The organism is Streptomyces sp. Ag109_O5-1, from assembly GCF_003814875.1.
GTDB lineage: Bacteria > Actinomycetota > Actinomycetes > Streptomycetales > Streptomycetaceae > Streptomyces > Streptomyces sasae.
This window is the reverse complement of sequence record NZ_RKQF01000001.1, coordinates 9,768,740-9,792,936: the sequence shown is the minus strand read 5'-3', so window position 1 is coordinate 9,792,936 and position 24,197 is coordinate 9,768,740. Positions and strand designations below refer to the sequence as shown.

Annotated in this window: 20 protein-coding genes; 12 read left to right on the top strand and 8 right to left on the bottom strand. The window is 73.1% G+C overall.

Annotated elements, in window-relative coordinates; translation table 11 throughout:
* The 3 genes from EDD90_RS44625 to EDD90_RS44615 all read left to right on the top strand — a co-directional run bounded on the left by EDD90_RS44625 (position 1) and on the right by EDD90_RS44615 (position 5,683).
* Positions 1-1,434, top strand: a complete 1,434-nt coding sequence (locus EDD90_RS44625) for an SWIM zinc finger domain-containing protein (protein ID WP_123978760.1) — start codon at positions 1-3, stop codon at positions 1,432-1,434.
* Positions 1,431-4,091, top strand: a complete 2,661-nt coding sequence (locus tag EDD90_RS44620; RefSeq protein ID WP_123978759.1) for a DUF6493 family protein — start codon at positions 1,431-1,433, stop codon at positions 4,089-4,091. Before EDD90_RS44625 ends, EDD90_RS44620 begins: the two co-directional genes overlap by 4 nt.
* Positions 4,092-4,234: 143 nt before the next feature.
* Positions 4,235-5,683 carry a GNAT family N-acetyltransferase gene (locus EDD90_RS44615; RefSeq protein WP_185149444.1) on the top strand — a complete coding sequence of 483 codons (1,449 nt, stop codon included), beginning with the start codon at positions 4,235-4,237 and terminating at the stop codon, positions 5,681-5,683.
* 101 nt (positions 5,684-5,784) lie between these two features.
* On the opposite strand, the gene EDD90_RS44610 is transcribed toward EDD90_RS44615, so the two are convergent.
* A complete protein-coding gene (locus EDD90_RS44610; protein ID WP_123978758.1) occupies positions 5,785-6,942 on the bottom strand; it encodes a PLP-dependent aspartate aminotransferase family protein in 1,158 nt (385 codons plus the stop codon).
* 59 nt (positions 6,943-7,001) lie between these two features.
* Between EDD90_RS44610 and EDD90_RS44605 the strand changes: the two genes are divergently transcribed.
* The 3 genes from EDD90_RS44605 (at position 7,002) to EDD90_RS44595 (ending at position 11,047) form a co-directional block, all read left to right on the top strand.
* The gene (locus EDD90_RS44605) at positions 7,002-7,493 is read left to right on the top strand and encodes an Lrp/AsnC family transcriptional regulator (RefSeq protein WP_123978757.1); all 492 of its coding nucleotides are present in this window, start codon (positions 7,002-7,004) and stop codon (positions 7,491-7,493) included.
* A gap of 33 nt (positions 7,494-7,526) precedes the next feature.
* Positions 7,527-9,215 (top strand): DUF885 domain-containing protein, encoded by a 1,689-nt coding sequence (locus tag EDD90_RS44600; protein WP_123978756.1) that lies wholly within the window; start codon positions 7,527-7,529, stop codon positions 9,213-9,215.
* Between the two features lie 140 nt (positions 9,216-9,355).
* Entirely contained in the window at positions 9,356-11,047 is a 1,692-nt protein-coding gene (locus tag EDD90_RS44595; RefSeq protein ID WP_123978755.1) for a DUF885 domain-containing protein, read from the top strand.
* 15 nt (positions 11,048-11,062) lie between these two features.
* On the opposite strand, the gene EDD90_RS44590 is transcribed toward EDD90_RS44595, so the two are convergent.
* The gene (locus EDD90_RS44590; protein WP_123978754.1) at positions 11,063-11,875 is read right to left on the bottom strand and encodes an SDR family oxidoreductase; all 813 of its coding nucleotides are present in this window, start codon (positions 11,873-11,875) and stop codon (positions 11,063-11,065) included.
* A gap of 154 nt (positions 11,876-12,029) precedes the next feature.
* Between EDD90_RS44590 and EDD90_RS44585 the strand changes: the two genes are divergently transcribed.
* The 4 genes from EDD90_RS44585 (at position 12,030) to EDD90_RS44570 (ending at position 15,729) form a co-directional block, all read left to right on the top strand.
* Positions 12,030-12,701 (top strand): hypothetical protein, encoded by a 672-nt coding sequence (locus EDD90_RS44585; RefSeq protein ID WP_123978753.1) that lies wholly within the window; start codon positions 12,030-12,032, stop codon positions 12,699-12,701.
* Between the two features lie 143 nt (positions 12,702-12,844).
* Positions 12,845-13,072 carry a ferredoxin gene (locus tag EDD90_RS44580; RefSeq protein ID WP_123982284.1) on the top strand — a complete coding sequence of 76 codons (228 nt, stop codon included), beginning with the start codon at positions 12,845-12,847 and terminating at the stop codon, positions 13,070-13,072.
* On the top strand, positions 13,059-14,453 hold the full coding sequence (locus EDD90_RS44575; RefSeq protein WP_123978752.1) for an NAD(P)/FAD-dependent oxidoreductase: 1,395 nt from the start codon (positions 13,059-13,061) through the stop codon (positions 14,451-14,453). Before EDD90_RS44580 ends, EDD90_RS44575 begins: the two co-directional genes overlap by 14 nt.
* A 46-nt stretch (positions 14,454-14,499) precedes the next feature.
* On the top strand, positions 14,500-15,729 hold the full coding sequence (locus tag EDD90_RS44570) for a cytochrome P450 (protein ID WP_123978751.1): 1,230 nt from the start codon (positions 14,500-14,502) through the stop codon (positions 15,727-15,729).
* Positions 15,730-15,759: 30 nt separating this feature from the next.
* Here EDD90_RS44570 and EDD90_RS44565 read toward each other — a convergent pair whose 3' ends face one another.
* Positions 15,760-16,275, bottom strand: a complete 516-nt coding sequence (locus EDD90_RS44565; protein ID WP_123978750.1) for an immunity 21 family protein — start codon at positions 16,273-16,275, stop codon at positions 15,760-15,762.
* 47 nt (positions 16,276-16,322) lie between these two features.
* Positions 16,323-16,796 (bottom strand): rhodanese-like domain-containing protein, encoded by a 474-nt coding sequence (locus tag EDD90_RS44560; RefSeq protein ID WP_123978749.1) that lies wholly within the window; start codon positions 16,794-16,796, stop codon positions 16,323-16,325.
* 145 nt (positions 16,797-16,941) lie between these two features.
* Here EDD90_RS44560 and EDD90_RS44555 point away from each other — a divergent pair, with 145 nt between their 5' ends.
* Complete coding sequence (locus EDD90_RS44555) at positions 16,942-17,388, top strand: Lrp/AsnC family transcriptional regulator (RefSeq protein ID WP_123978748.1); 447 nt, start codon at positions 16,942-16,944, stop codon at positions 17,386-17,388.
* 19 nt (positions 17,389-17,407) lie between these two features.
* Here EDD90_RS44555 and EDD90_RS44550 read toward each other — a convergent pair whose 3' ends face one another.
* Together EDD90_RS44550 and EDD90_RS44545 are read right to left on the bottom strand one after the other, a co-directional pair.
* The gene (locus tag EDD90_RS44550) at positions 17,408-20,398 is read right to left on the bottom strand and encodes an AAA family ATPase (protein WP_123978747.1); all 2,991 of its coding nucleotides are present in this window, start codon (positions 20,396-20,398) and stop codon (positions 17,408-17,410) included.
* Between the two features lie 73 nt (positions 20,399-20,471).
* Positions 20,472-21,635 (bottom strand): exonuclease SbcCD subunit D, encoded by a 1,164-nt coding sequence (locus tag EDD90_RS44545; RefSeq protein ID WP_123978746.1) that lies wholly within the window; start codon positions 21,633-21,635, stop codon positions 20,472-20,474.
* A 362-nt stretch (positions 21,636-21,997) separates the two neighbouring features.
* Here EDD90_RS44545 and EDD90_RS44540 point away from each other — a divergent pair, with 362 nt between their 5' ends.
* Complete coding sequence (locus tag EDD90_RS44540) at positions 21,998-22,648, top strand: phosphatase PAP2 family protein (RefSeq protein WP_123978745.1); 651 nt, start codon at positions 21,998-22,000, stop codon at positions 22,646-22,648.
* Between the two features lie 34 nt (positions 22,649-22,682).
* Here EDD90_RS44540 and EDD90_RS44535 read toward each other — a convergent pair whose 3' ends face one another.
* Together EDD90_RS44535 and EDD90_RS44530 are read right to left on the bottom strand one after the other, a co-directional pair.
* Complete coding sequence (locus tag EDD90_RS44535; protein WP_123978744.1) at positions 22,683-23,750, bottom strand: M56 family metallopeptidase; 1,068 nt, start codon at positions 23,748-23,750, stop codon at positions 22,683-22,685.
* Positions 23,751-23,754: 4 nt separating this feature from the next.
* On the bottom strand, positions 23,755-24,192 hold the full coding sequence (locus EDD90_RS44530; RefSeq protein WP_123978743.1) for a BlaI/MecI/CopY family transcriptional regulator: 438 nt from the start codon (positions 24,190-24,192) through the stop codon (positions 23,755-23,757).
* Positions 24,193-24,197 lie beyond the last annotated feature (5 nt).

Here is a 24,197-nt window from a genome sequence, read left to right as displayed (position 1 = left end):
ATGACGCGATCTTCACAGGCCGTGGCCTATCGCCAACCCTCCGTGCTGCGCTCCGCCTCCGACGGACGCCACCTCGGGCTCGAGACCTCCCAGGGTGCGACACCCACCGGGGTCGAGGACCATCCGCGGTTCTTCGCGGGCTTTCTGACCTCGCCTCAGGTGGCCGCGGCCGGGCTGCTCGCGGTGGCCGACGTGGCGGCCGCGCGGTACTACCAGCCGCAGCTGCGCGCCTCGCTGGACCCGGTGGTGACGGGCAACGGCGACCGGCTGCGCTTCGAGTCCTTCTCCGGCTGCGGCGGGGTGTACGCCCGGCTGGACGTCCTCGGCCCGGGTCTGGACGGCGGCGAGGTGGGCCACGGCACGACGAACGTGGACGTCAACAACCCGCTGCGCGAGGCACTTTCCCGGATCGGCACGGACGATCCGCTCCATCTGCGGGTCGGGCCCGAGGAGCTGGCGGTCACCACGCTGGACGGCCCGGTGGTGGAGAAGAAGGTCCCGCTCCCGGACCGGTGGCTGCGCGGCTTCGCGGAGGCCCAGGTCATAGCGGCGGGGTTCGATCTGCGGGCCGAGCTCCCGGCGGACGAGGCGGTGCGGTTCCTGCGCTCGCTCCCGCGCGCCGGCACGGCCCGCCGGGGCTCGGCGGGACCGCGCTGGGTGGTGCCGGCGGGCCGGGGGCTGCGGCCGACGACCCGTCCGGTGCCGGGCGCGGTGTGCCTGCCAGGGCCTGAGCGGCTGGCCGCGCTGCAGCGGGTGCTGCGCCATGCGACGGCGTTGCGGGTCTACGGCCCGCAGGGCGCCCTCGCCGTCTCCGGTACGGCCGCCGCCTGGGAGGTCGTGCTGCCGGGCATGCGGCTCACGCTGACCCTGTCGCCCGACGCGGCCCGCGGGTTCTCCGGTGAGGGCGGCGTGCTGGACGCCCTCGCCACCGACGAGGCCGCCGAGGACGCGGAGCTGATCGCGGTGCTGCTGGCCTGGGAGCCGCGCGTGGATGTCGCCGACCTGGCGGCCTCCGCGGGCCTCACCCCGGAGCGGGTCCGCGCGGCCCTGGTCCGCCTCGGCACCTCGGGACGCGTCGGCTACGACCCGGCGGAGGCCGCCTACTTCCACCGCGAACTGCCCTACGACGCCGGGCGCGTGGAGCGGCACAACCCCAGGCTGCGTTCGGCCCGGACGCTGGTGGCCGCGGGCGCGGTGGCCCTGGACGGCGATCTGGGCACGGTGACGGCCGAGGACGGTCATGTGCACCGGGTACGGAACGCGGCGGGGGTGTTGAGCTGCAGTTGTCTGTGGTGGGCGAAGTACCGGGGCGGGCGCGGGCCGTGCAAGCACGCGCTGGCGGTGCGGATGGCGAGGCGGGGCGCCTCGGCGGGACAGGACGCCGGGCAGGACGCGGGACAGGACATGGCGGAGATCGGCGGGGGTGCACGATGAGTGCGGTGCTGGAGGCGGTACGGGCGGGACGCGCCGGGGAGACGGCCCTGCTGGTGAAGAAGTTGACGGATGCCGAACGGCGGGCGCTGCTGCCCGAGTTGCAGGACCTGCGCAAGGAGCTGCGGGCCGCTCCGTGGGAGACCCCCGCCCAGCGCAGCTATCCGGCGCTCCAGGTGGCCGGGGCGATGTGCCACTCGGGGGCCGCGGCCGCCGCGACCTGGATCGCCGGAGCCGACATGCGCTGGCGGCAGGCACCGGCGGAGACGCTGTTGAAGGCGCTGGCGGACCGGGGCACCGGCTGGCAGGCCGACGTGGCCCGGCGGCTGGCCGCGCGGCCGGTCTCCGCGGACGTGTCGTTCGAGCTGATGGCGGGGCTGGTGCGCCGCTCGGGGTGTGAGGTGCCGGTGACGGACGCCTATGTGGTCGGCTGGGTCAGGCACATCGGCCACGGCTGGGGGCGCGTCCCGCTCGTCGACCGGCTGCGCGCGGAACCGGATCTGACGCCGCTGGTGAACGGCCTGTTCGAGCTCTCCGACCTCGGTGAGGTCCGGTGGCTGTTCGGCGACGGGCCCGGTTCGTGGCAGAGCGCCCTCGCCGAGCTCGCCCGCACGGGCACCCTGGACCGCAAGGTGATCGTGGACGGCTGTGTCGCCCGTCTGCTGCGCGGTGGCGGACCGACCGACCACCGGGTCTTCCTGCCGCTGCTGGTCCAGCTCGCCCTCACCCGGGGCGAGGAGCTCGAGCGCGTCGCCGACTGGACGGCCTTGGCCCGGGACGCCGTCTCCCCCGTGGCCGCCCACGCCCAGTCGGTGCTGGCCGCCCTCGCACTCGACGGCGAACTCACCGCGCGGCAACTGGCGGAGGCCTCCGAGGGGCTGCTGTTCCGCGCCGAGAAGAAGCTCGTGCGTGCCCAGCTGGTGCTGCTCGGCAAGGTGCTCACCCGCGAGGCCGCCTCGACGGCACAGCTGCTGCCGGCCGTGGCCCAGGCGTTCGGGCACGAGGACACCCAGGTGCAGGAGCGGGCGCTGAAGCTGGTGGAGCGGCATGTGAAGCGGCTCACCGAGGACTCGGCGGCCCAGGCCGACATCGCGGACGCGGCCGAGCAGTTGAGCCCCGCCCTGCGCGTCCGTGCCGCCGCTGCCCTGGGGATCGCACCCGCCTCGGCTCCCGAGGTGTACGAGGAGGTGCTGCCACCTGCTCCGGAGCCGTTCCGGCTCGCACCGGCGCCGGACTCGGCCGTGGAGCTCGCCGAGGAGGTCTCGGCCCTGCTGGCGTCCGACGGGGACGTGGCCGCGTTCGAGCGGGCGCTGGACGGTCTGGCCCGGCACGCCCACCGCGACCAGGACGCGCTGCGGGAGGCGCTCGAGCCGGTGGCGGCCACCCGCTGGTGGCAGCCCGACTCGAGCGGCCGACGGTACGCCGAGGAGCACTTCGACCATAACCGGCGTGGCCTTCTCAACACCTCGAACGGCCTCGACCTGATCCTGGCCACGCTGTCCGGGGAGGTGAGCACGGCCGCCCTGTTCGCCGCGCTGCAGCGCGGTCCGGCCGACCATGATTGCGCGCGCCACGGGTTCTCCCGGGTCATCGACGTCCGGTTCCGTGAACTCGCCTACCGGATACGTACGGATCCGCAGCCGCTGCTGCTGGCCACGCCGTCGTGGAGCACCGGACTCCTGGAGCCGGGAGATCTCGTCGACCGGCTCGAGGCCTACCGTCGTCTCGACGCCCGGGTGGGTGACGTCGACTTCGCACAGGCACTGTTGCGGGTCCGGCGCGAGGACCGCACCGCGGCCCTGGCCGCAGCCGGGCGCGCGAGCGAACTCGGCACGCCGGAAGGCGAGCGGCTGGCCCGCTGGCTGGCCGCCGGGGAACCCGCCCTGCCCACGTCCGACCGTCGGACATCGGGTCCGCGCGTCCTGATCGAGTCCGGCGAGGTCCTGGACCTCCGGGCGGACTTCCCCGAGGCGTTCCGGCGACTCGGCCGGCCGTTCTCGGTGTCCGACGCCGTCCGGTACTGCTACCACTGGGGCCAGGAGGACCATCAGCACTGGCTGGCCACGCTCCCGGAGTCGCGCGAACTGGTCGCCGTGCGGCTGGTGCACGACCTCTCCGAGGCCGCCCTGGACGACCAGCGGGGCATGGCCGCCGCCCTCCCGCTGCTCGCCGAGTCCGGCGGAGTGGCGGGCGAGGCCACGCAGCTGTGCGTGGCGTACGGCCTGGGTGCCCGGCATCCGGAGGACCGGCTGGCCGCGGTGGACGCGCTGCTGGTGCTGGCCGCGCGCGGACAGCTCGACGCGGCGCGGCTGGGCGCCGACCTGGGCCAGCTGGTCCAGCGCGGTGCGGTGAAGCCGTCGCGGCTGGCCGAGTCGGCACGGACGGCGGTGGCCACCGGGGCGAACACCACGATATGGGAGATGCTCCGGCACACCCTGCCCGTACTGCTCGCCGACCTGGCGACGGCGGGCACCGGTAGCTCGGGTTCGGTCCGTGGGCTCGGGGAGCTGCTCTCGATCGCCGCCGAGTGCGCCGAACGGTCGGGGGCCCGCGGCGATATGCCCCATCTCGCCCAGGCGGCGGCCCGGCGCGGCTCGTCCCGGCTGGTGGTCCAGGCGCGGCGGCTGCTGGCCGCACTGGCCGAGGAGGCGGCCGCCTGACGGGCGTCGGAATCGGTCAATCCGCAGGCACCAGCCACATCAAAAATGGCGCAAAAACAACATAAGCACGCTTTACCCATCGGTCACAGAGCGTTCGTGATCACGCAACACCCTTCCTTCACAGTGGATGCATGAATCGAGACATGTCTGATGTGACACGCGCACGGCACGGACGCCCCGTGCACCACTGGCGACGGGACGTCGTCGAACTCGCCGCCCTGTTCACTGCCGTCGCGGTGGCGGACGCGGTGGCCAACCTGATCGGACACGGGCCCGACGGTCCGGCCCTGCTGGTGATCTCGGCGCTGGTGCTGGCCGCCACGGCCGGGTTCCACGTCTGGTGGGCGAGGCGCCCAGGTCATGCACCTCCGGTGACGGATACCGATACCGGCGCCCGGCCGACCGTCGCACGGACGGGGCAGGCCGGGCCCGGTGCGGACGCCCCGGCACCCGAAGGCACGACCGCCACGCTGTGGCGGTTGCGGACGACCGTGCGGGACGAGCCCGGTTCGCTGGCGGCCCTGTGCACCGCGCTCGCCGGGCACCGGGTGGACATCCTGAGCCTGCAGACGCATCCGCTGGGCGACGGCACGGTGGACGAGTTCCTGCTGCGGGCCCCGGGTGAGCTGACGGCCGGCGAGATCACCCGGGCGGTGGCCCTGGCCGGGGGCACGGACACCTGGATCGAGCGGGCCGACGCGCACGATCTGGTGGACGCGCCGACCCGGGTCCTGGGCCTCGCCACCCGAACCGCTTTGGACGCGGCGGAACTTCCGCTGGCCCTCCGGCAGTTGTTGGGGAGGTGCACGATCCGCTCGCTCCCCGCCCATCCGGTCGGCGGGGCCCGGAGCCCCGAGGCGGTCCCCGTCGAAGGGGCACTGGAGGACACCGTGATGCGGCTGCGCGCACCGGAAGGCGGAGTGATCACCGTGGAGCGGCCGTATCTGCCGTTCACCCCGACCGAGTTCGCGCGGGCGCGGGCGCTGGTGGAGCTGGACACCCGGCTCGGGCCGCGCATCCCGCGCAGCCAGGACGTGCTCACGCTGCCCGAGGGCAACGCGATCACCGTGCGCCGGGCCGACACCGGTGACCTGGAGGCGGCGAAGGCGATGCACGAGCGGTGCTCGGCGCGGACCCTGGGACTGCGCTACCACGGTCCGGTCACCGACGCGGACCGCTATCTGAACCACCTGCTCAGCCCGCGCTTCGGCCGGACGCTGGCGGTGCAGACCGCGTCGGGCCGGATCGTCGGCCTCGGCCATCTGCTGTGGGACGGGGATGAGACGGAGGTCGCGCTGCTCGTCGAGGACGAGTGGCAGCGGCGCGGCATCGGCGCGGAGCTGCTGGGCCGGCTGGTGAGGATGGCCGTCGAGGCGGGCTGCGAGAGCGTGTACGCGGTGACGCAGGCGTCCAACACGGGCATGGTGGCGGCGATGCGGGGACTGGGGTTGCCCCTCGACTATCAGATCGAGGAGGGGACGCTGGTCATCACGGCGCGGCTTGCGGCGGTTCCGGCGGAGCCGGGGGATGCCGTGCCTGCCATGGGGTGGCTTTCCGGTGCGGGTGAGTCGGGGAGGACCGAAGCGCCGTAGGAGCTGAGGACTGCGCGACAGCTGCGGATGTGTCGTGGCTGGTCGCGCAGTTCCTCCCCCAGCCTTCGGCCAGGGGTACCCCCAGCGCCCCTGACGGGGCGCTAGTGCGGCCCCAGTGCCCGGTCCAGGTCGGCCCACAGATCGTCCGTGTCCTCCAGGCCCACCGACAGGCGCAGCAGTCTGTCGCTCACCCCGGAACCCCGGCGGTCGTGGGCGTCGACGATGCGGTGGCTGATCGACGCCGGGTGCTGGATGAGGGTGTCGACGCTGCCGAGGCTGACGGCCGGGGTGATCAGCCGTACCCGGGAGACGACCTCGTGCGGGTCGCCGTACACCTCGAAGGCGATCATCGCGCCGCCCAGGCGCGGGTAGCGGACGCGGGCGACGCGCGGGTCGGCGGTGAGGCGGCGGGCGAGTTCGGCGGCGGTGGCGGAGGCGGCGCGGACCCTGACCGGGAGCGTGGCCAGGCCGCGCAGCAGCAGGTAGCCGGCCAGCGGGTGCAGGACACCGCCGGTCGCGAAACGTATCTTCCTGAGCTGCCCGGCGAGTTCCTCGTCGCAGGCGACCACCCCGGCCAGCACATCGCCGTGGCCGCCGAGGTACTTGGTGGCGCTGTGCAGCACCAGCCGGGCGCCGTGTTCGGCGGGGCGCTGGAGCACGGGGGTGGCGAAGGTGTTGTCGGCGAGCAGCGGGACCGTTCCGCAGGCGTGGGCGACGGCGCGCAGGTCGAGTTCGGCCAGGGTCGGGTTGGCCGGGGACTCGACCAGCACCAGGCCGGTGTCGGGGCGCAGCGCGTCGGTGATGCCGGCCGGGTCGGTCCAGGTGACCTCGGTACCGAGGAGACCGGCGGTGAGGAGGTGGTCGCTGCAGCCGTACAGGGGCCGTACGGCGACGACATGGCGCAGCCCCGTCGAGGCACGGGCGAGGAGGACGGCGGACAGGGCGGCCATGCCGCTGGCGAAGGCGACGGCGGACTCGGTGCCTTCGAGGCGGGCCAGGGCGGTCTCGAAGCGGGCGACCGTCGGGTTGCCGAGCCGTCCGTAGACCGGGGGTCCCGTCGGGTCCGCGCCGTCGGTGGCGAAGGCGTCGATACGGGCGGCCTCGGCGCGGCTGTCGTACGACGGGTAGGTGGTGGACAGGTCGATCGGCGGGGCGTGCAGGCCCTGGCGGGCGAGATCGTCGCGGCCGGCGTGCACGGCCTCGGTGGCCAGGGCGCGCGGGGCGTCGGAGACGTGGTCACGGATGCTGACTGAGTCCATGGGCGCAGGGTGAACACTGAGCGGGGTGTTCGGCGTGAATGCCGTGTTACGTTCGATGCATGGCCGAATCTGTCGTACTGGATCCGGTGGATCTCCATCTGCTGCGGCTGCTGCAGAACGACGCCCGGACCACCTACCGCGATCTCGCCGCCCAGGTGGGTGTGGCGCCGTCGACGTGTCTGGACCGGGTGGCCCGGCTGCGGCGGTCCGGGGTGATCCTCGGGCACCGGCTGGAACTCGATCCGGCCAAGCTCGGGCGCGGTCTTGAGTCGCTGTTGTCGGTGCAGGTCAGACCGCACCGGCGGGAGCTGGTGGGGCCGTTCGTGGAGCGGATCCGGGCGCTGCCGGAGTCGCGGACGGTGTTCCATCTGACCGGTCCCGACGACTACCTCGTGCATGTGGCCGTGGCCGACATGACGGACCTGCAGCGGCTGGTCCTGGACGAGTTCACGTCCCGGCGGGAAGTGGCCCGGGTGGAGACCCGGTTGATCTTCCAGCAGTGGGACTGCGGACCGCTGCTGCCGCCTACGCCGTCGGCTCAATCCCAGTGACGCGCGGCGGCCCCTCGTACGAGGATGGACCGCATGTCACAGACCAACAGCCCGCTGCCCCGTCAGGTCGCCGACACCTTCGTCGACGAACTCATCGCCCTCGATCCGATCACCGGTACGTTCCTCGGCGTCAAAGAGAGTTCGAGCCGGCTGCCCGACACCTCGCCTGCGGGTGACGAAGCGGTCGCGCGGCTCCAGCGCGACACGCTCGCCAGGCTCGCCGAGGCCGAGCGGCAGCCCGGTGCGGACAGTGACATCGAGCGTCGCTGCGCACGCCTGCTGCGTGAGCGGCTCACCGCCTCCCTCGCCGTGCACGAGGCGGACGAGAGTCTGCGTTCCGTCAGCAACCTGAGCTCGGTCGCCCACGCCGTGCGCCAGGTGTTCACCGTGACGCCCACCGCCACCGAGGAGGAGTGGACGGCGGTCGCCGAGCGGCTGCGCGCGGTTCCGGCCGCGCTGGAGGGCTACCGGCAGTCCCTCGAACTCGGCCTGGAGCGCAAGCTGTACGCGGGTCCGCGGGCCACCGTCACCTTCGTCGGACAGCTCGGCGAGTGGTCCGACACGGGCGACGGCCGGGGCTGGTTCGAGCAGTTCGCCGCGACCGGACCCGAGGCCCTGCGCGCCGAACTGGACGAGGCGGCGCGCGCGGCCACGCAGGCGGTCGTGGCGCTGCGGGACTGGATGCGGGACATGTACGCGCCGGCGGTCGAGGGCGCGCCGGACGTGGTGGGCCGCGAGCGGTACGCCCGCTGGGTCCGCTACTTCAACGGCACCGACCTGGATCTGGACGAGGCGTACGCGTACGGCTGGTCCGAGTACCACCGGCTGCTCGGCGAGATGAAGACCGAGGCCGAGAAGATCCTGCCGGGCGCCGAGACCCCGTGGGTGGCGCTGGCGCACCTGGACGAGCACGGCACCCACATCGAGGGCGTCGACGAGGTGCAGCGCTGGCTGCAGTCCGTGATGGACGAGGCCATCGAGAAGCTGGACGGCATCCACTTCGACCTGGCCGAGCGAGTGCGCCGGGTCGAGTCCCGGATCGCACCGCCCGGCAGCGCGGCGGCGCCGTACTACACGCCCCCGTCGGACGATTTCTCCCGGCCGGGCTGCACCTGGCTGCCGACCATGGGCCAGACCCGGTTCCCGGTGTACGACCTGGTCTCGACCTGGTACCACGAGGGCGTGCCCGGCCATCACCTCCAGCTGGCGCAGTGGAAGCACATCGCCGAGAACCTCTCCCGCTACCAGGCGAGCGTGGGCATGGTCAGCGCCAACGCCGAGGGCTGGGCGCTGTACGCGGAGCGGCTGATGGACGAACTGGGCTTCCTCACCGACCCGGAGCGCCGCCTGGGCTACCTGGACGCGCAGATGATGCGGGCCGCCCGGGTCATCATCGACATCGGTATGCACCTGGAGCTGACGATCCCGGACGACTCCCCCTTCCACCCCGGGGAGCGCTGGACGCCGGCCCTGGCGCAGGAGTTCTTCGGCGCGCACAGCAGCCGCCCTGCGGACTTCGTGGAGAGCGAACTGACCCGCTATCTGTCCATGCCGGGGCAGGCCATCGGCTACAAACTGGGGGAACGGGCCTGGCTGCTGGGCCGGGAGAAGGCCCGCGAGCGGCAGGGCGACGCCTTCGACCTCAAGGCCTGGCACATGGCGGCCCTCTCCCAGGGTTCGCTCGGCCTGGACGACCTGGTGGACGAACTGTCACGGCTCTGACCGCACGTCAGAGTCATTCTTTTCCCTGGGAGTTGACGACCCGCCCGGTACCGGTCGGCCGGGCGGGTCCGGTCACGCACACGGCAAAATCCGGGCTCGTGCGGGTGACGCGAACACGGCGTCGCACGAGGATTGACCGCATGTCTGACACCACGAACCCGCTGCCCCGGCAGGTCGCCGACGCGTACGTCGACGACCTCATCGCCCTCGATCCGGTGATCGGTACGTTCCTCGGCGTCAAGGAGAGTTCGAGCAGGCTCCCCGACTTCTCACCCGCGGGTCAGGAGGCCCTGGCGGAGCTGGCGCGTGCCACGCTCGCCAAGCTGGACGCGGCCGAGCGCCGGCCCGGTGCGGACCGTGCCGAGGAACGGCGCTGCGGACGGCTGCTGCGCGAGCGGCTGACCGCCCAACTCGCCGTGCACGAGGCCGAGGAGGGCCTGCGCGCGGTCGGCAACATGTACACGCCGCCGCACTGGGTGCGCGAGGCGTTCACCGTGACGCCGACCCAGACGGACGAGGACTGGGCGGCGATCGCCGAGCGGCTGCGGGCGGTGCCGGCCTCGCTCGCCGGCTACCGCGAGTCGCTGGCGCTGGGCCTGGAGCGGAAGCTGCACGCGGGCCCGCGCCCGACGGCCACGTGCATCGGTCAGCTCACGGAGTGGATCGACGTGGACGGAACGGGCCGCGGCTGGTTCGAGGAGTTCACGGCGGCCGGACCGGAGAAGCTGCGCCCGGAGCTGGCCGAATCGGCGCGGACGGCGACGGCCGCGCTGGTGGAACTGCGGAACTGGCTGCGGGACGTGTACGCGCCGGCCGTCGAGGGCGCCCCCAACACGGTGGGCCGCGAGCGGTACGCCCGCCTGGCCCGGTACTTCAACGGCAGTGACCTCGACCTGAACGAGGCGTACGCATACGGCTGGTCGGAGTTCCACCGCATCCTCGGCGAGATGCGCGCGGAGGCCGAGAAGATCCTGCCCGGTGCCGAGACCCCGTGGGTGGCGCTGGCGCACCTCGACACACACGGCCGGCACATCGAGGGCGTCGAAGAGGTCCGCGAGTGGCTGCAGGGCCTGATGGAGCGGGCGATCGCGGACCTGGACGGCACGCACTTCGATCTCGCCGAACGGGTACGGAGGGTGGAGAGCCACATCGCCCCGCCCGGCAGTGCGGCGGCCCCCTACTACACGTCCCCCTCGGAGGACTTCTCCCGCCCCGGCCGCACCTGGCTGCCGACGCTGGGGCGGACCCGGTTCCCGGTGTACAACCTGGTCTCCACCTGGTACCACGAGGGTGTGCCCGGCCATCATCTCCAGCTCGCGCAGTGGACGCACGTGGCCCAGAACCTGTCCCGCTACCAGGCCACGGTGGGCGAGGTCAGCGCCAACGCCGAGGGCTGGGCGCTGTACGCGGAGCGGCTGATGGACGAACTGGGCTATTTCACCAACCCCGAGCAGCGGCTCGGTCATCTGGACCTGCAGATGATGCGCGCCGTCCGGGTCGTCATCGACATCGGCATGCACCTGGAGCTGGAGATCCCGGACGACTCCCCCTTCCACCCGGGTGAGCGGTGGACGGTGGAGCTGGCGCAGGAGTTCTTCGGCCGGCACAGCAGCGGCTCGGCGGACCTGGTGGAGAGCGAGCTGACCCGCTATCTGACCATCCCCGGCCAGGCCATCGGCTACAAGCTGGGCGAACGCGCCTGGCGGCTGGGCCGGGAGAGGGCCCGCGAACGGCACGGCGACGGCTTCGACCTCAAGGCCTGGCACATGGCGGCCCTCTCCCAGGGTTCGCTCGGCCTGGACGACCTGGTGGACGAGCTGTCGCAGCTCTGACGGTCCGACGGTACGTCAGCGCCGGAAGCCGCCTTCCGAGTCGACGACCTGCCCGGTGACCCAGCGCGCCTCGTCCGTGGCCAGCCACGCGATGAGCCGCGCCGGGTCGTCGGGCCGCCCCCAGTGCCCGGCGGGGAACCGTGCGGCCACGGCCGCGTGGACCTCGCCGGTCGCGTAACCGGTGTCCACGGGGCCGGGGTTGACGGTGTTCACCGTGACCCCCTGCTCGGCGAGGGTGGTCGCGAGGGACCGGGTGATCGAGGCGAGGGCGCCCTTCTGGAGGGCGTAGGCGAGTTCGTCGGGCATCCCGCCGCCGAGGTCCTGGCCTGAGGTCATCATCACGACGCGGCCGCCGGGCCTCGCCTGCCGGGCGTACGCCTGGACGAGCAGCAGCACCGAGCGGGTGTCCACCGCCCAGTGGGCGTCCAGCATGGCCGCGTCGATCGAGTCGAGGGTGCCGTCGGAGCCGCTGAGGGCGTGGTTGGCGACGAGGATGTCGAGGCCGCCGAACTCATCGACGACGGTGTCGACGAGCCGGGCGGGCTCGGCCGGCTCGGCCAGGTCACCGGGGGTGGCGACAACACGCGCGTCCGGATCGGCGAGTGCCTCGCGCACGGACGCCACGACATCCTCGATCCGGTCGGCGCCCCAGGGCATCGCGGAGTCGTGCGGGACGTGGTGGTGCAGGTGGACGCTCGCCCCGTACGCGGCGAGCCGCCGGGCGACGGCATGACCGATACCGGCCCGCCGGCTCGCGCCGGTGACGAGAGCGGTACGACCGCGCAGGGGCAGCGGGTCACGGCGGAGCTCTTCGGGGGACGGCGGCATGGCGGATCATGCTAGGCCGGACGCGCCCGGTCGGCGACACATTTACGGCCGCCCTCGCAGCCGTTCTGCCGTTCGGGGGTGTTCCGGTGGCGGTGGTCGGGTGGTGGCGGCTTGCTGGTGGCGGGGGGCACCGGACACAGGAAGCGAGCCGCGTATGCAGACCCCCGCGCCCCCACGGGAGCCCTTGCAGACCCCACGCGCCGCCGGTGTGGCCGGGATCGTCTTCGCTCTGCTGCTCGCCGCCGCCATGGTGCTGATCCGGTTGGGCATCCCGCAGGGGGCCGACGCGGTCTCCGACCAGGCAGTGGATCCCACCCGGCGCAGCGCCGTCCGTGCGGCCCTCGCGCTGGTGCCGTTCGCCGGTATCTGCTTCCTGTGGTTCGCCGGTGCGGTGCGCGCCCATGTCGGTGAGGGCGAGGACCGGTTCCTCGCCACCGTGTTCCTCGGCAGCGGCCTGATCTTCACCGCCATGATGTTCGGCGGCGCCGCGGCGGCCGCGGCCGTGCTCGACACCGCGCATCCCGCGGGTACCTCGCCCTCCCGGCCCACCTGGGACTTCGGTCAGCACCTGGCGTACACCCTGTTGATCGGGTACGCGATGCGGATGGCCGCCGTCTTCGCCTCCTCCACGTCGGTCATCGGACACCGCCTGGGCATCATGCCCCGCTGGCTCACGGTGCTGGGCCTGCTCGTCGCGCTGGTGCTGCTGTTCGTGTCGCCCTCCGTGCCCTGGGCCGAGCTGGTGTTCCCGGCCTGGTCGCTGCTGCTCAGCGTGCACATCGTCGTGGTGAGTTTCCGCCGCGCCGCCGCGGCCCCGGTGGCCTGAGGGCTCACCCGATCGGAAGTTCTCGGCGCGCAGTGGCGGGCGCCGGCTTCCATGCTGGCGTCCGGGGTGTTCCCGCCGTCCGCGACCGAAGTGCCGGACCGGCGGTACGCACGGGACCTGGCCACCGGAAGGGCGAAGCCATGATGCGCCTTGTCGTCGATCTGAACAGATGTCAGGGATACGCGCAGTGCGCGTTCCTCGCTCCGGACGTCTTCGCCATGCACGGCGAGGAGTCGCTCGTCTACAGCCCACGGGCCGAGGAGGAGCAGCGGGAGCGGCTGGCGCGCGCCGTAGCCGCCTGCCCGGTGCAGGCGATCACGGCCGACGGCCTGGACGGGGTGGCGGGAGGGGCCTCCGATGCCGCCCACTGACTATCTCGAATGGCTCAGGCGCGAGGGCCGGATCGTGGTCGTGGGAGCCTCGCTGGCCGGTCTGCGCGGTGCCGAGACGCTGCGGGCCGAGGGCTTCGCCGGGGAGCTCACCATGATCGGCGACGAGCCGTACGAACCGTACGACCGGCCGCCGCTGTCGAAGGGGGTGCTGCTCGGCAGGGCGGCCCCGAACCACACCGAGTTGCCGCACCGCCTGGAGATCGACGCGAAGTGGCGCCTCGGTGTCGCGGCGACCGGTCTCGACGTGGAGGCCAAGCGGGTGCGGCTGGCGGACGGCGACGAGGTCGAGTACGACCGGCTGCTGATCACCACCGGAGTGCGCGCCCGGCCCTGGCCGAAGGAGGACGAGGCCCGGCTGGACGGGGTCTTCACGCTGCGCACCCGGGACGACGGGGCCAGGCTGCTGCGCCGGATGAAGGCCGGTCCGCGACGGGTGTTCGTGATCGGCGCCGGGTTCACCGGTTCGGAGATCGCCTCGGCCTGCCGGGAACAGGGCATCCCCATCACCGTGGCGGAACGCGCGGGCGCGCCGCTGGTGGGCGCCCTGGGCGGGGTGATCGGCGCGGTCGCCGCCGAGATGCACCGCGAGAACGGGGTGGACCTGCGCACCGGGGTCATGGTCACCGCACTGGAGGGCGATCCGGCCGGCCGGGTACGGGCGGTCCATCTGTCCGACGAGAGCATCGTCGAGGCGGACGTGGTGGTCGTGGGGCTCGGCGCGGTCCGCAACACCGACTGGCTGGCCGGGTCCGGGCTGGGCGCGGGCCCGCGGGGCATCGCCTGTGACGCGGGCTGCCGTGCCTTCGACTTCCGGGGCATCGTGACCGACGACATCTTCGTCGCCGGCGATGTCGCCCGGTCCCCGCACGCGCTGTTCGGCTACCAGTTCCTGTCCCTGGAGCACTGGGGAAACGCGGTCGCCCAGGCCGAGATCGCCGCGCACAACATGATCAGCCCGAGCGCCGAACGCAGGCCGCACCTGTGGGTTCCGGCGTTCTGGTCCTCGCAGTTCGGGGTGAACATCAAGTCGGTCGGGGTGCCGCCGATGGGCGAGCAGATCATGATCACGCAGGGTTCGCTGGCCGAGCGCCGGTTCGTCGGGGTGTACGGCTTCCAGGGCCGGACGATCGCCGCGGTGAGCTTCGACAACACGCGGTGGCTGGAGTTCTACCAGCGGCAGATCGAGAAGGCCACACCGTTCCCGGTGGAGTTCGCGACGGTGGACCGCCGTCCCGAGGGTCGGGCGCCGGTCGACGCCGACTTCCCGGATCCGGCGCTGCCGACGCACGGGCCCATGGTCACCCTCAGCGGCTACTCGCCGACCGACCAGCAGCTGGTCTTCCACCCCTCCCGCCACTGACCGCCGCCGACCTCCGCCCGGCCCCGACGCTTGCCAAGGACCTGTCATGACGCAGACCTCGATGTTGCGCCAGATCACCGACTTCGCCAACCGCGCCAACCCGTACCCGCTGTACGAGGAACTCCGCAAGACGCCGGTGCTGCACGAGGAGGAGGACGGCCCCTACCTCATCAGCGCCTACCACGACATCGAGGCCCTGCTCCATGATCCGCGCATCAGTTCCGACGAGTCCAACGTGGCCTTCGGCGCGGACGACGAGCTGTCCGGACCGGAGGCGACGGGGCTGCCGCCGAGCTTCATCCGGCTCGACCCGCCGGAGCACGACCGGCTGCGCAGGATCGCCAACAGCTCCTTCGGGCCGCCGCACCGGCCACGCCGGATCGACGACATGCGGCCCCAACTGGAGGAGATCGTCACCGGATTGATCGACGGTCTCGGGGACGCGCGGGAGATCGACCTGGTCGACCAGGTCGCGTACCCCTTCCCGGTCACCGCGATCTGCCGGCTGCTCGGTGTGCCGCGCGAGGACGAGCCGCGCTTCCGGGCCTGGGTCGACCCGATCGTGGCGGGCCTTGACCCCGACACGCGTACGGCCGCCGACTCCCAGCGCACCGCGCAGGAGGCCCGGCTGCAGCTCGGCATGTACCTGAACGGGCTGGTGGAGCAGCGGGCCAAGGAACCCCGTGACGACATGCTCTCGGACCTGGTGCACAGCAGGGGCTCGGACGGCTCGATGACGAACATGGAGGTGCTCAGCACGGCGGTGCTGCTGCTCATCGCCGGTCATGAGACGACCGTCAACCTCATCACCAACGGCATGCTCACGCTGCTGCGGCACCCGGAGGTCCTGGAGCGGCTGCGCCACGACCCGGGGCTGTCGGTGCGGATCGTGGAGGAACTGCTGCGCTACGAGCCGCCGGTGCAGCTTCTGCCGCAGCGCACCTGCATCACCGACATCGAGGTGCACGGGGTGACCATTCCGAAGGGGTCGCGGATCTGGCTCGTCCTGGGCGCGGGCAACCGCGACCCGCACCGGTTCACCGACCCCGACCGCTTCGACCCGGACCGCCAGGACATCCAGCACCTCGGCTTCGGCAGCGGCATCCACAGCTGCTTCGGTGCCCCGCTGGCCCGCCTGGAGGCGCAGATCGCGCTGGCCCAGCTGGCACGCCGACTCGACAACCCGCGGCTGGTCGAGGACCCGCCCCCGTACCGCGAGAACGCGGTGCTGCGCGGCCCGCGCCATCTCAACATCGCGCTCGACGGCGTGAAGTGACGGTCTGTCAGCACATCCGGAGATGCCGATTCAGGACGTGAGCCTGCGCAACTGCACCAGTCCCAGCCAGGTTTCAGGGCCGGGTCTGGTGTAGGCGGCGCGCACCGCGTAGGTGCCGGGCTCCAGCGGGACCCGCAGATGGTCCCCGCCCTCCGCCTCGCCGCCCGGCCAGGCGGAGTCGAACAGGACCACGGGACCCGGTACCCGCCAGCGGATCTCGTTCTCCCACACGGCGCTGTCCAGGGCGGCGGGGACCTGGGCCAGGAGCTCGTCCTCGGAGTTGGCGGCGGACCAGCGTACGAACGTGCCGTGGTCCGGCAGGAAGGACGTCGAGGCGGGTTCGTCGCCGAAGACCAGGGCGGCGCTGTCCCCGACCGGGAGCAGTCCGACGTAGCCGTCGACCTCGCAGGCGCGGTCGTAGTCGGTGGCCAGCTCCTCGCTGTCGGCGCCGGCCCAGAACGGCAGGACCGTCTCCGGAACCGCCACCAGCGGGCCGCCGCCCGACTCCACCCACTCCACCGCGCCCGGATCCGCATAACGAGTCATGGGGTGAACCTACACGTACAGCGACGGCACAGCTTCGCCTTCGGGAATCAGCAACCGCAGTCGCCCGCGACGGGGGCGGTCAGCGGGTCCGCGGCCCGACGCTCACGGCCCTGCCAGGCCTCGAACTCGAAGCCCTCGCGCACCCAGTACTCGAATCCGCCGAGCATCTCCTTGACCTGATAGCCGAGTTCGGCGAGCGCGAGGGCGGCGCGGGTGCCGCCGTTGCAACCGGGACCCCAGCAGTACGTGACCACGGGCCTGTCCCTGTCGAGGAGCTGGGCCGCCTGCTCCGGGATGAGCGCGGTGGGCAGATGGACGGCACCGGGGATGTGCCCCTGGCCCCAGGACTCGGTGGAGCGGGAGTCGAGGACGGCGAAGCCGGGGTCGCCGCCGGCGGCGAGGGCGGCGGCCACGTCGGAGACGTCGGCGTGGAAGGCGAGGCTCGCCCGGAAGTGGGCGGCGGCCTCGGCGGGGGCGGCCGGGGCGACCCGCAGCACGGGGTTGACGGTGGTGGCACTCATGTCGACCATATCGGGCCCTTCACTTCGGCCGCCGGTGCGGCGGATCTCCATGACCGGAAATCTACGGCCGGTGACCGGCCGCCCTGAAGGTGTGATCCCCGGCCTGGACCTTGTCCCGCCGGGGATTCCCTGTTATTCATCCCTCATGACCGCGTTTTCCCCGGATGCCACCGACTGGCACATCCTCGACGTCCTCCAGCGCGAGGGCCGGGCCAGCTTCGCCGAGCTGGCGCGTGCCGTCGCGATGTCCCCGAGCGCGGTGACCGAGCGGGTGCGCAGGCTGGAGGAGGCCGGCGTGATCCAGGGGTACGCGGCGGTGGTCGACCCGGAGCGGCTCGGCCTGCCGATCCTCGCCTTCGTCCGCCTGCGCTACCCGAACGGCAACTACAAGCCGTTCCACGACCTGGTCGCCGCCACCCCGGAGATCCTGGAGGCGCACCATGTCACGGGCGACGACTGCTTCGTCATCAAGGTCACCGCCCGCTCGATGCGCCATCTGGAGGAGATCTCCGGCAAGATCGGCACACTCGGCTCGGTGACGACGAGTGTCGTCTACTCCTCGCCCCTCCCCCGCCGCGCCATCGGCACCTGAGCGCTCCGCCGGGCCCCGCTCAGACCCCGCGCTGCCGCAGCGCCGAGCCCGATCTGCCCTTCACCACCTCCAGTTGGGCGTGGATCCGGCGGCGCAGGTCGGCGACATGGCTGACGATGCCGACGCTGCGGTCGCGTTCGCGCAACGAGTCGAGGACGTCGAGGACCTCGTCCAGGGTCTGGTCGTCGAGGCTGCCGAAGCCCTCGTCGATGAAGAGGGTGTCGAGCCGGACCCCGCCGGCCTCGTCGGTGACGACGTCCGCGAGGCCGAGGGCGAGCGCGAGGGAGGCGAAGAAGGTCTCGCCGCCGGACAGGGTGGCGGTGTCGCGTTCGCGTCCGGTCCAGGCGTCGACGACATGCAGCCCGAGGCCGCTGCGGCCGCGTCCGGTGCGGTCGTCGGAGTGGACGAGGGTGTAACGGCCGGACGACATGCGCTGCAGTCGTACGGTCGCGGCGGCGGCGACCTGTTCCAGACGGGCCGCCAGGACGTACGACTCCAGGCGCATCTTGCGCTCGTTCTCGGCGGAGGTGCCCGCGGTGAGGAAGGCGAGCCGGGCCACCCGGTCGTACTCCTCGCGCAGCGGGGCGAGTTGGCGTACTCCGGCAGTCGCACGGGTGGACAGCCGGTCGAGTTCGCCACAGCAGCGGGCGGCCCGGTCACGGGCGGAGGCGGCGTCGCGCAGGCGCTGGGCCGCAGCCGTGGCGGTGCGCTCCGCCGCGTCGAGATCGGCGGGCGGCTGCTGGGCAGCGGCCGCGGTGTCGGCCTCCGCCAGCACCGAGCGCACCGCGGCCTCCTCGGACTGCCTTTCGTCCAGGCGTCGTTGGAGTTCACGGTGGGCGGTGTCGTCGAGGAGGGCGGCGGCCGCGGCCTGCGGGGTGTCGAAGCCCGCGCGGTAGGCGGCGTCGGCCAGCCGGGCGTCGGCGTCCTTCAGATGCTGGGCGGTGTCCTCGGCGACGCGTGCGGCGTCGGCGGCGTCGGTGAGCTGTGCCACCTGCCGCTCCAGCTGCGCTGCCCGCGCGGCCACGCTCCCGGCACTCCCCCGGGCCTTCGCCAACTCCTCTTCCAGGGCGGTCTGTTCGGTGTCGAGCGTGTCGCGCCGGGTCAGCCGTGAGGCGGCCCGGATCTCGGCCTGCTGCCGGTCCGCCAGCCGCCGTTCGCGCTCCTGCTCGGCCAGCCGCAGCTCCTCGTGCGCCGGGTGCAGGGCCGAGGCGGCACGCCGGGCCCGTGCGTACTCCTGTTCCAACTCGCTCGTCTCCGAGGCCAGTCGGGCGGTGGGCGTGTCACCCGCCTCAGCGGAGGCGGCGGCGAGCGCCTCTCGTACGACGCCGAGGCGCCGCTCGCCCTCGGCACGCTGCTCGTCGGCGCGCTGGTAGGCGGCCTCCGCTCGGCGCTCGGCGTCGGCGTCGACATGACCGGCGAACTTCCGCGCAGGTACCGGGTGTTCGGTGGCTCCACAGACCGCACAGGGCTCACCGTCGACGAGGTGCGCGGCCAGCTCGGCGGCGATGCCGGTCAGCCGCTGTTCCTTGAGGTCCAGCCAGTGCGTCCGGGCGTCGGCGGCCCGCTGTGCGGAGGCGAGGGCCGCACGCTGGGCCTCGTCGGTGTCACGGCCCAGCTCGTCCCGCAGCCGCGCCGCCTCCAGCCGCCGGCGCGCGGGGTCGCGCTGCACGGCGAGTTGCTCGGCGCGGGTCGCGGCCTGCTGAGCGGAGTCGATACGGGACTGCAGCTCCGCACGCCTGGCGTCCCAGTCGGCGAGCCAGCCCTCGGCCTCGCGCAGGACGTCCTCGTCGTCCCGCTCCTGCCGGTCGAGCCGCCCACGTTCCTCGACGACCTCGGTGAGCCGTCGCTCGGCCCGGCGCGCGGACTCCAGCCCGCCCAGTTCCTCGGCGGCCCGGCGGGCGGCGGTCGCGAGCCCGGCCGCACCGGCTCCCGCGAACGTCTCCGGCAGCAGCGCACGCGCCCGTGCCTCGGCGGCGGCCGCCCTGCGGTGCCCGGCCTCGGCGGCCTCCCGCAGCTCCAGCGCCGGCGCCACCGCCTCCGCCTTCCGTGCCCGCTCCATCCGCGCCTGCGCCTCATGGTGCGCCCCGGCCCGCTCCTCCAGCCGTACCGCCCGCTGCCGTGCCTCGAAGAACCGGCCCTGCAACCGGGCCAGTTCGCGCACTTCGGTCAGCGCGCGGTCGGCGGCGAACTGGGCAGACTCGGCGGCGGTGAGGCGGCAGTGGGCGACGGTGAGGTGCTCGCGCACGGTGCTGCGGGCGACGGCCGCGGCGGCGAGGACGGCCTCGGCCAGACCGGGCTCACCCGGCTCCAGCTCCGGCAGCTCCATCGCGTCGCCGGCCTCCTGCTGCATGCGGTGCGCGTCGGCCAGCAGCGCGGAGTCGCCGTCGCGGACCCGGGCCTCGGTCGCCTTCCGGCGCTCGGCGAGGCGCTTCTCGACGTCGGCGAAACGCCGCGTGTCGAAGAGGCGGCCGAGCAGCTGACCGCGCGCACCGGCGTCGGCGCGCAGGAAGCGGGCGAAGTCGCCCTGGGGCAACAGCACGACCTGGCAGAACTGCTCGCGGCTCATGCCGAGCAGTTGGGTGACCTCCTCGCCGATCTCCTGGTGGGAGCGGCTGAGGTCCTGCCAGGCGCCGGCCGTGGCGTCGTACTCGCGCAGCCAGGTCTGGGCCTTGTCCAGAGTCGTACCGGAGCCGCGTTTCTTGGGGCGCTCCCAGGGCGGCTGCCGGGTGATCTCCAGCCGGCGTCCGGCGACGGTGAGTTCGAGGCGGACCTCGGTGCGGGTGGCCGGGTCGGCGTGGTCGCTGCGCAGGGTGAGGCCCTGGCCGCTCTGGCGGGCGCCGGGGACGGTGCCGTAGAGCGCGTAGCAGACGGCGTCCAGGACGGAGGTCTTCCCGGCGCCGGTCGGGCCGTGCAGCAGGAAGAGCCCGGCGGCGGAGAGGTCGTCGAAGTCGACGCTCTGGGTGCCGCCGAAGGGGCCGAAGGCGGTGATGTCGAGCCGGTGGAGCCTCACCGGGCGGCCTCCGCGGTCCGTCGCGGGTACCACGTCGCCCCGCCCGTGCGCCGGTCGCCGGCCGGTACGCCGATCACCGCGCCACCTCCCGCACCGCGTCGTCGGCGCGCACCGCGTCGAACGCCTCGCCCAGCACGGTCAGCTCGCGTTCGTCGGGTCCCGCGCCGCGGACATGGGCGACGAAGTCCTCGGCGATCTGCCGGTCGGTGCGGCCGGCGAGGCGGCGGGCGTAGGAGACGTCGGGGTCGTCCGGGGCCCGGTCGGGGGCGAAGACCAGGCTGAGGGTGTGCGGGAAGCGGTCGGTGAGGCGAGCCATGGGGTCGGCGGGGCGGACCGGGTCGGTGAGGGTGGCCTCGATCCAGGCGTCCTCGTGCCGGGTCAGGGCGGGGTCGGCGAGCAGGTCGTCCAGGGTGCCGCGGATGCGGGCCAGCGGGCGCGGGACCGGGCAGGCGAGGCGCTCGGCGGTGACGGTGCCGTCGGCGGCCAGGTCGACGAGCCACATGCTCTTGCGGTGGTCGGTCTCGGAGAAGGAGTACGCCAACGGGGAGCCGGAGTAGCGGACGCGCTCGGTGATGGTCTGGCAGCCGTGCAGATGGCCCAGGGCCGCGTAGTCCACGCCGTCGAAGACACCGGCCGGGACGGCGGCGACTCCGCCGACGGTGATGTCCCGCTCGCTGTCGCTGGCCTCGCCGCCGGTGACGAAGGCGTGCGCGAGGACGACGGAGCGGGTGCGGGGCGCGCGGGCGGCGAGGTCGGCGCGGACCCGGTCCATGGCGGCGGCCAGCACCGCCTCGTGCCCGGCCTTCTCGACCCCGAACTCATCCTTCACCAGGGCGGGTTCGAGATACGGCAGGCCGTAGAAGGCGACGTCGCCGAAGGCGTCGGCGAGGACGACGGGCGTGCCGACGGCCGCCGGTTCGGTGCGCAGGTGGATGCCCGCGCGGTCGATGAGACCGGCGCCGACGCCGAGGCGGCGGGCCGAGTCGTGGTTGCCGGAGATCATCACCGTGGGCACGCCGAGGCCGGCGAGCCGGTGCAGGGCGTCGTCGAAGAGCTCGACCGCGGCGAGGGACGGCACCGCGCGGTCGTACACGTCTCCCGAGACGACCACGGCATCGACGGCGTGCTCGCGCACGGTCGTCACCAGGTGACCGATGAAGTCGGCCTGGGCCCCGAGCATGTTCACTCGGTGGAACGCCCGGCCCAGATGCCAGTCGGATGTGTGCAGCAATCTCACAAAGAAGCTCCGACCTGCATGTTTCCCCCTCCGTCACCTCAAGAGCCAGCACCGACCAGCACAAGCTGACGGTCGGCGCCCACCACGCTAACCCCTGTGGGGCCCTGCTCCACCACAGAACTCGGTTCATCACCCGTCTCCGGTACCGGATTGCCGGGAATATCCGCCTGTAATCCGACTCACGGGGCACCGACGGCTACGACTCTACAAGATGTAGTAGATTTACCGGGCAGTCATCTTCACGTCACTGCACTGTTTCCAACGCGCCACCACGCGGGCGGGTGCGACCGGTTGCGCGGGCTCGCGCCACCTGCCTTCATGCCCCCTCCGTCGGCGTACTCATACGGGAAGGACACCTCGCCATGACCGCGGCCGCCACCGCGCAGCTGGCATTCGACGGGTCCGGCATCGACGGCTCGCTGTTCAGCTCGGTCACCGACTTCGCACGCGCCACCCCGTGGCTCAACACCCCGATGGAGGTGTGGACCAACTTCGGGCTGGGCGTCTTCGCGATCCTCATGATCACGGGCTGGTGGCACGCCCGGCGCCGCGGCACCCGGGCGATGACCCTGGCGCTGACCGCACCGGTGGCCGTCCTGACCGCCTTCGCCGCCGCCGAGGTCGTCAAGAGGATCGTGGCCGAGGTACGGCCCTGCCGGTCGATGCCCCACGCCTATGTCGTCGACGCCTGCCCCGCGCCCTCGGACTACGCCTTCCCCAGCGGGCACAGCACGGTGGCCGCAGCCTCGGTGGCCGCGCTGTTCCTGCTGGACCGCCGCCTGAGCGCCATCGCCGCCGTGTTCGCCGTGGTGGAGGGCTTCAGCCGGGTGTACGTCGGCGCCCACTACCCGCACGACGTACTCGGCTCCGCGGTCCTCGCCCTGCCCGTCGCCCTCCTGGTCAGCCTCGCCGCACGCCGCTGGGCCACCCCGCTGGTCGGCACCCTGAGCCATGGGGCGCTGCGCCCGTTGCTGACGGCCGAACCCGCCGTGACCGCGCGGTCCGCCCGCTGACACCGGCGAGGAAGCGGCCACTCGTCCTGCCCCTTCAGGGGCCGGGGCTCCGACCGGTCAGAAGCGCTGCTCTCCGCAGTTCCGGTCGATCGTGGCCGCCGCGACAACCGTCCGGCCCATGGTCACGGCCTTGGTCTTGGCCTTGGCCTTGGTCTTGGCCGGTCGGCGCAGGGGCGGCGGTACCGGTCCGTGTCGTGCACAGCGCCCACTGCGCACTGTCCAGCATCCGGTCGCTGTCGGACGCCGCATTGGCCAGGCTCGCGCAGCAGACCACCAGCAGCAGGCCCCCGGCCAGCAGGGGCAGGCTCCGGCGGGCGGGCGGCGGGGCCAGCAGAGCCCGTACCCGCTGGGGCACCGCCCCGCCGGTCACGGCCAGTGCGGCTGAACGGGGCGCACCGGCGGACGCCAGGGCCGCTCGCCCGACGGCGTGGGCGACGACCGTGCGGTCACCGACCCGTTCCGCGGCCTCCTCGTCGGCCCAGCGCTCCAGGACGAAGTTGCCGGCCACAGCCACCGGCCTCAGCAACGGGTTCAGAGCGGCCGTGAGCCGCCACACGCTCTGGAAGACATGGTGACGGCCGCGCAGATGTGCCCGCTCGTGGGCGAGCAGGGCCTCGCGCTCGTCGGCGCCGAGGCAGCGCAGCATCCCCCGGGAGACGACGATCCGGCCCGGCGCCCCGGGCAGCGCGAAGGCCAGCGGGGCGTCGTCGTCCAGCACGGCCAGCTCCGTCCGCCCGGGCAGCTCGGCGCACTCCCGCCAGGCCCGGACCAGGTGGCGCCCCTGCCGGACGGCGGCCACGCCCAGCGCGACGAGGCCTGCCGCCAGCGCCAGCGTGCTGCCGGCCGCGACCACGAAATAGACCGGATCCTCGGAGCGCAGGGCGGCCACGGACCAGCGGCCCTCCGCCGCGATCTGCGGAATCTGCGCCAGGCCGGTGAAGGCCAGCAGAGCGAGCGACCCCGCCCATCCGGCCGCCGTCACCAGCGCGGCACAGGCCAACGCCCAGGCGGCCGGGCGCGGGGGCAGCCGACGTGCCGCGGGCGGTGCGAGCACCGCGAGTGTCGCGGTGACGAGGAACGGGATGTAGACGCTGACCAGCACCGGCTCACCGCTTCCTGTCCGAGCGCTTGACCTCGGAGGGTGCGTCGCCGTGCCCGGAGAGCAACTGGTGCAGCAGGTGCTCGTCCTGCGCGGACAGTTCCGAGACGAAACGGGCCAGCACCGCCTCGCGGTCGGAACCGCCCTCCAGCAGGGAGTGCATGCGCTGCGCGGTGTGCGACGCCTCGTCGCGGGCCGGTTCGTAGGCGTAGCCGCGGCCCTCGCGGTGCCGGACGAGCATGCCCTTGTCGTGCAGCCGGGACAGAATCGTCAGCACGGTCGTGTAGGCGAGGTCGCCCGGCAGCCGCTCCCTGACCTCACGCGCGGTCTGCGGACCGTCCGCGGCCCAGAGCGCGGCGAGCACGTCGCTCTCGAGTGCGCCGCGCGCCCGCCTGCCGGATGCCTCGTGGGCCTCCTGGGCTTCCTCGTCTCCTCGGCCCGCCACCTCGC

Coding starts and splice junctions, on each gene's coding strand:
- EDD90_RS44570 (WP_123978751.1), top strand. CDS start 14,500: ATGACGCAGACCTCGATGTTGCGCCAGATCACCGACTTCGCCAACCGC.
- EDD90_RS44610 (WP_123978758.1), bottom strand. CDS start 6,942: ATGGACTCAGTCAGCATCCGTGACCACGTCTCCGACGCCCCGCGCGCC.
- EDD90_RS44605 (WP_123978757.1), top strand. CDS start 7,002: ATGGCCGAATCTGTCGTACTGGATCCGGTGGATCTCCATCTGCTGCGG.
- EDD90_RS44595 (WP_123978755.1), top strand. CDS start 9,356: ATGTCTGACACCACGAACCCGCTGCCCCGGCAGGTCGCCGACGCGTAC.
- EDD90_RS44625 (WP_123978760.1), top strand. CDS start 1: ATGACGCGATCTTCACAGGCCGTGGCCTATCGCCAACCCTCCGTGCTG.
- EDD90_RS44560 (WP_123978749.1), bottom strand. CDS start 16,796: ATGAGTGCCACCACCGTCAACCCCGTGCTGCGGGTCGCCCCGGCCGCC.
- EDD90_RS44590 (WP_123978754.1), bottom strand. CDS start 11,875: ATGCCGCCGTCCCCCGAAGAGCTCCGCCGTGACCCGCTGCCCCTGCGC.
- EDD90_RS44580 (WP_123982284.1), top strand. CDS start 12,845: ATGCGCCTTGTCGTCGATCTGAACAGATGTCAGGGATACGCGCAGTGC.
- EDD90_RS44615 (WP_185149444.1), top strand. CDS start 4,235: ATGTCTGATGTGACACGCGCACGGCACGGACGCCCCGTGCACCACTGG.
- EDD90_RS44585 (WP_123978753.1), top strand. CDS start 12,030: ATGCAGACCCCCGCGCCCCCACGGGAGCCCTTGCAGACCCCACGCGCC.
- EDD90_RS44575 (WP_123978752.1), top strand. CDS start 13,059: ATGCCGCCCACTGACTATCTCGAATGGCTCAGGCGCGAGGGCCGGATC.
- EDD90_RS44540 (WP_123978745.1), top strand. CDS start 21,998: ATGACCGCGGCCGCCACCGCGCAGCTGGCATTCGACGGGTCCGGCATC.
- EDD90_RS44565 (WP_123978750.1), bottom strand. CDS start 16,275: ATGACTCGTTATGCGGATCCGGGCGCGGTGGAGTGGGTGGAGTCGGGC.
- EDD90_RS44600 (WP_123978756.1), top strand. CDS start 7,527: ATGTCACAGACCAACAGCCCGCTGCCCCGTCAGGTCGCCGACACCTTC.
- EDD90_RS44555 (WP_123978748.1), top strand. CDS start 16,942: ATGACCGCGTTTTCCCCGGATGCCACCGACTGGCACATCCTCGACGTC.
- EDD90_RS44620 (WP_123978759.1), top strand. CDS start 1,431: ATGAGTGCGGTGCTGGAGGCGGTACGGGCGGGACGCGCCGGGGAGACG.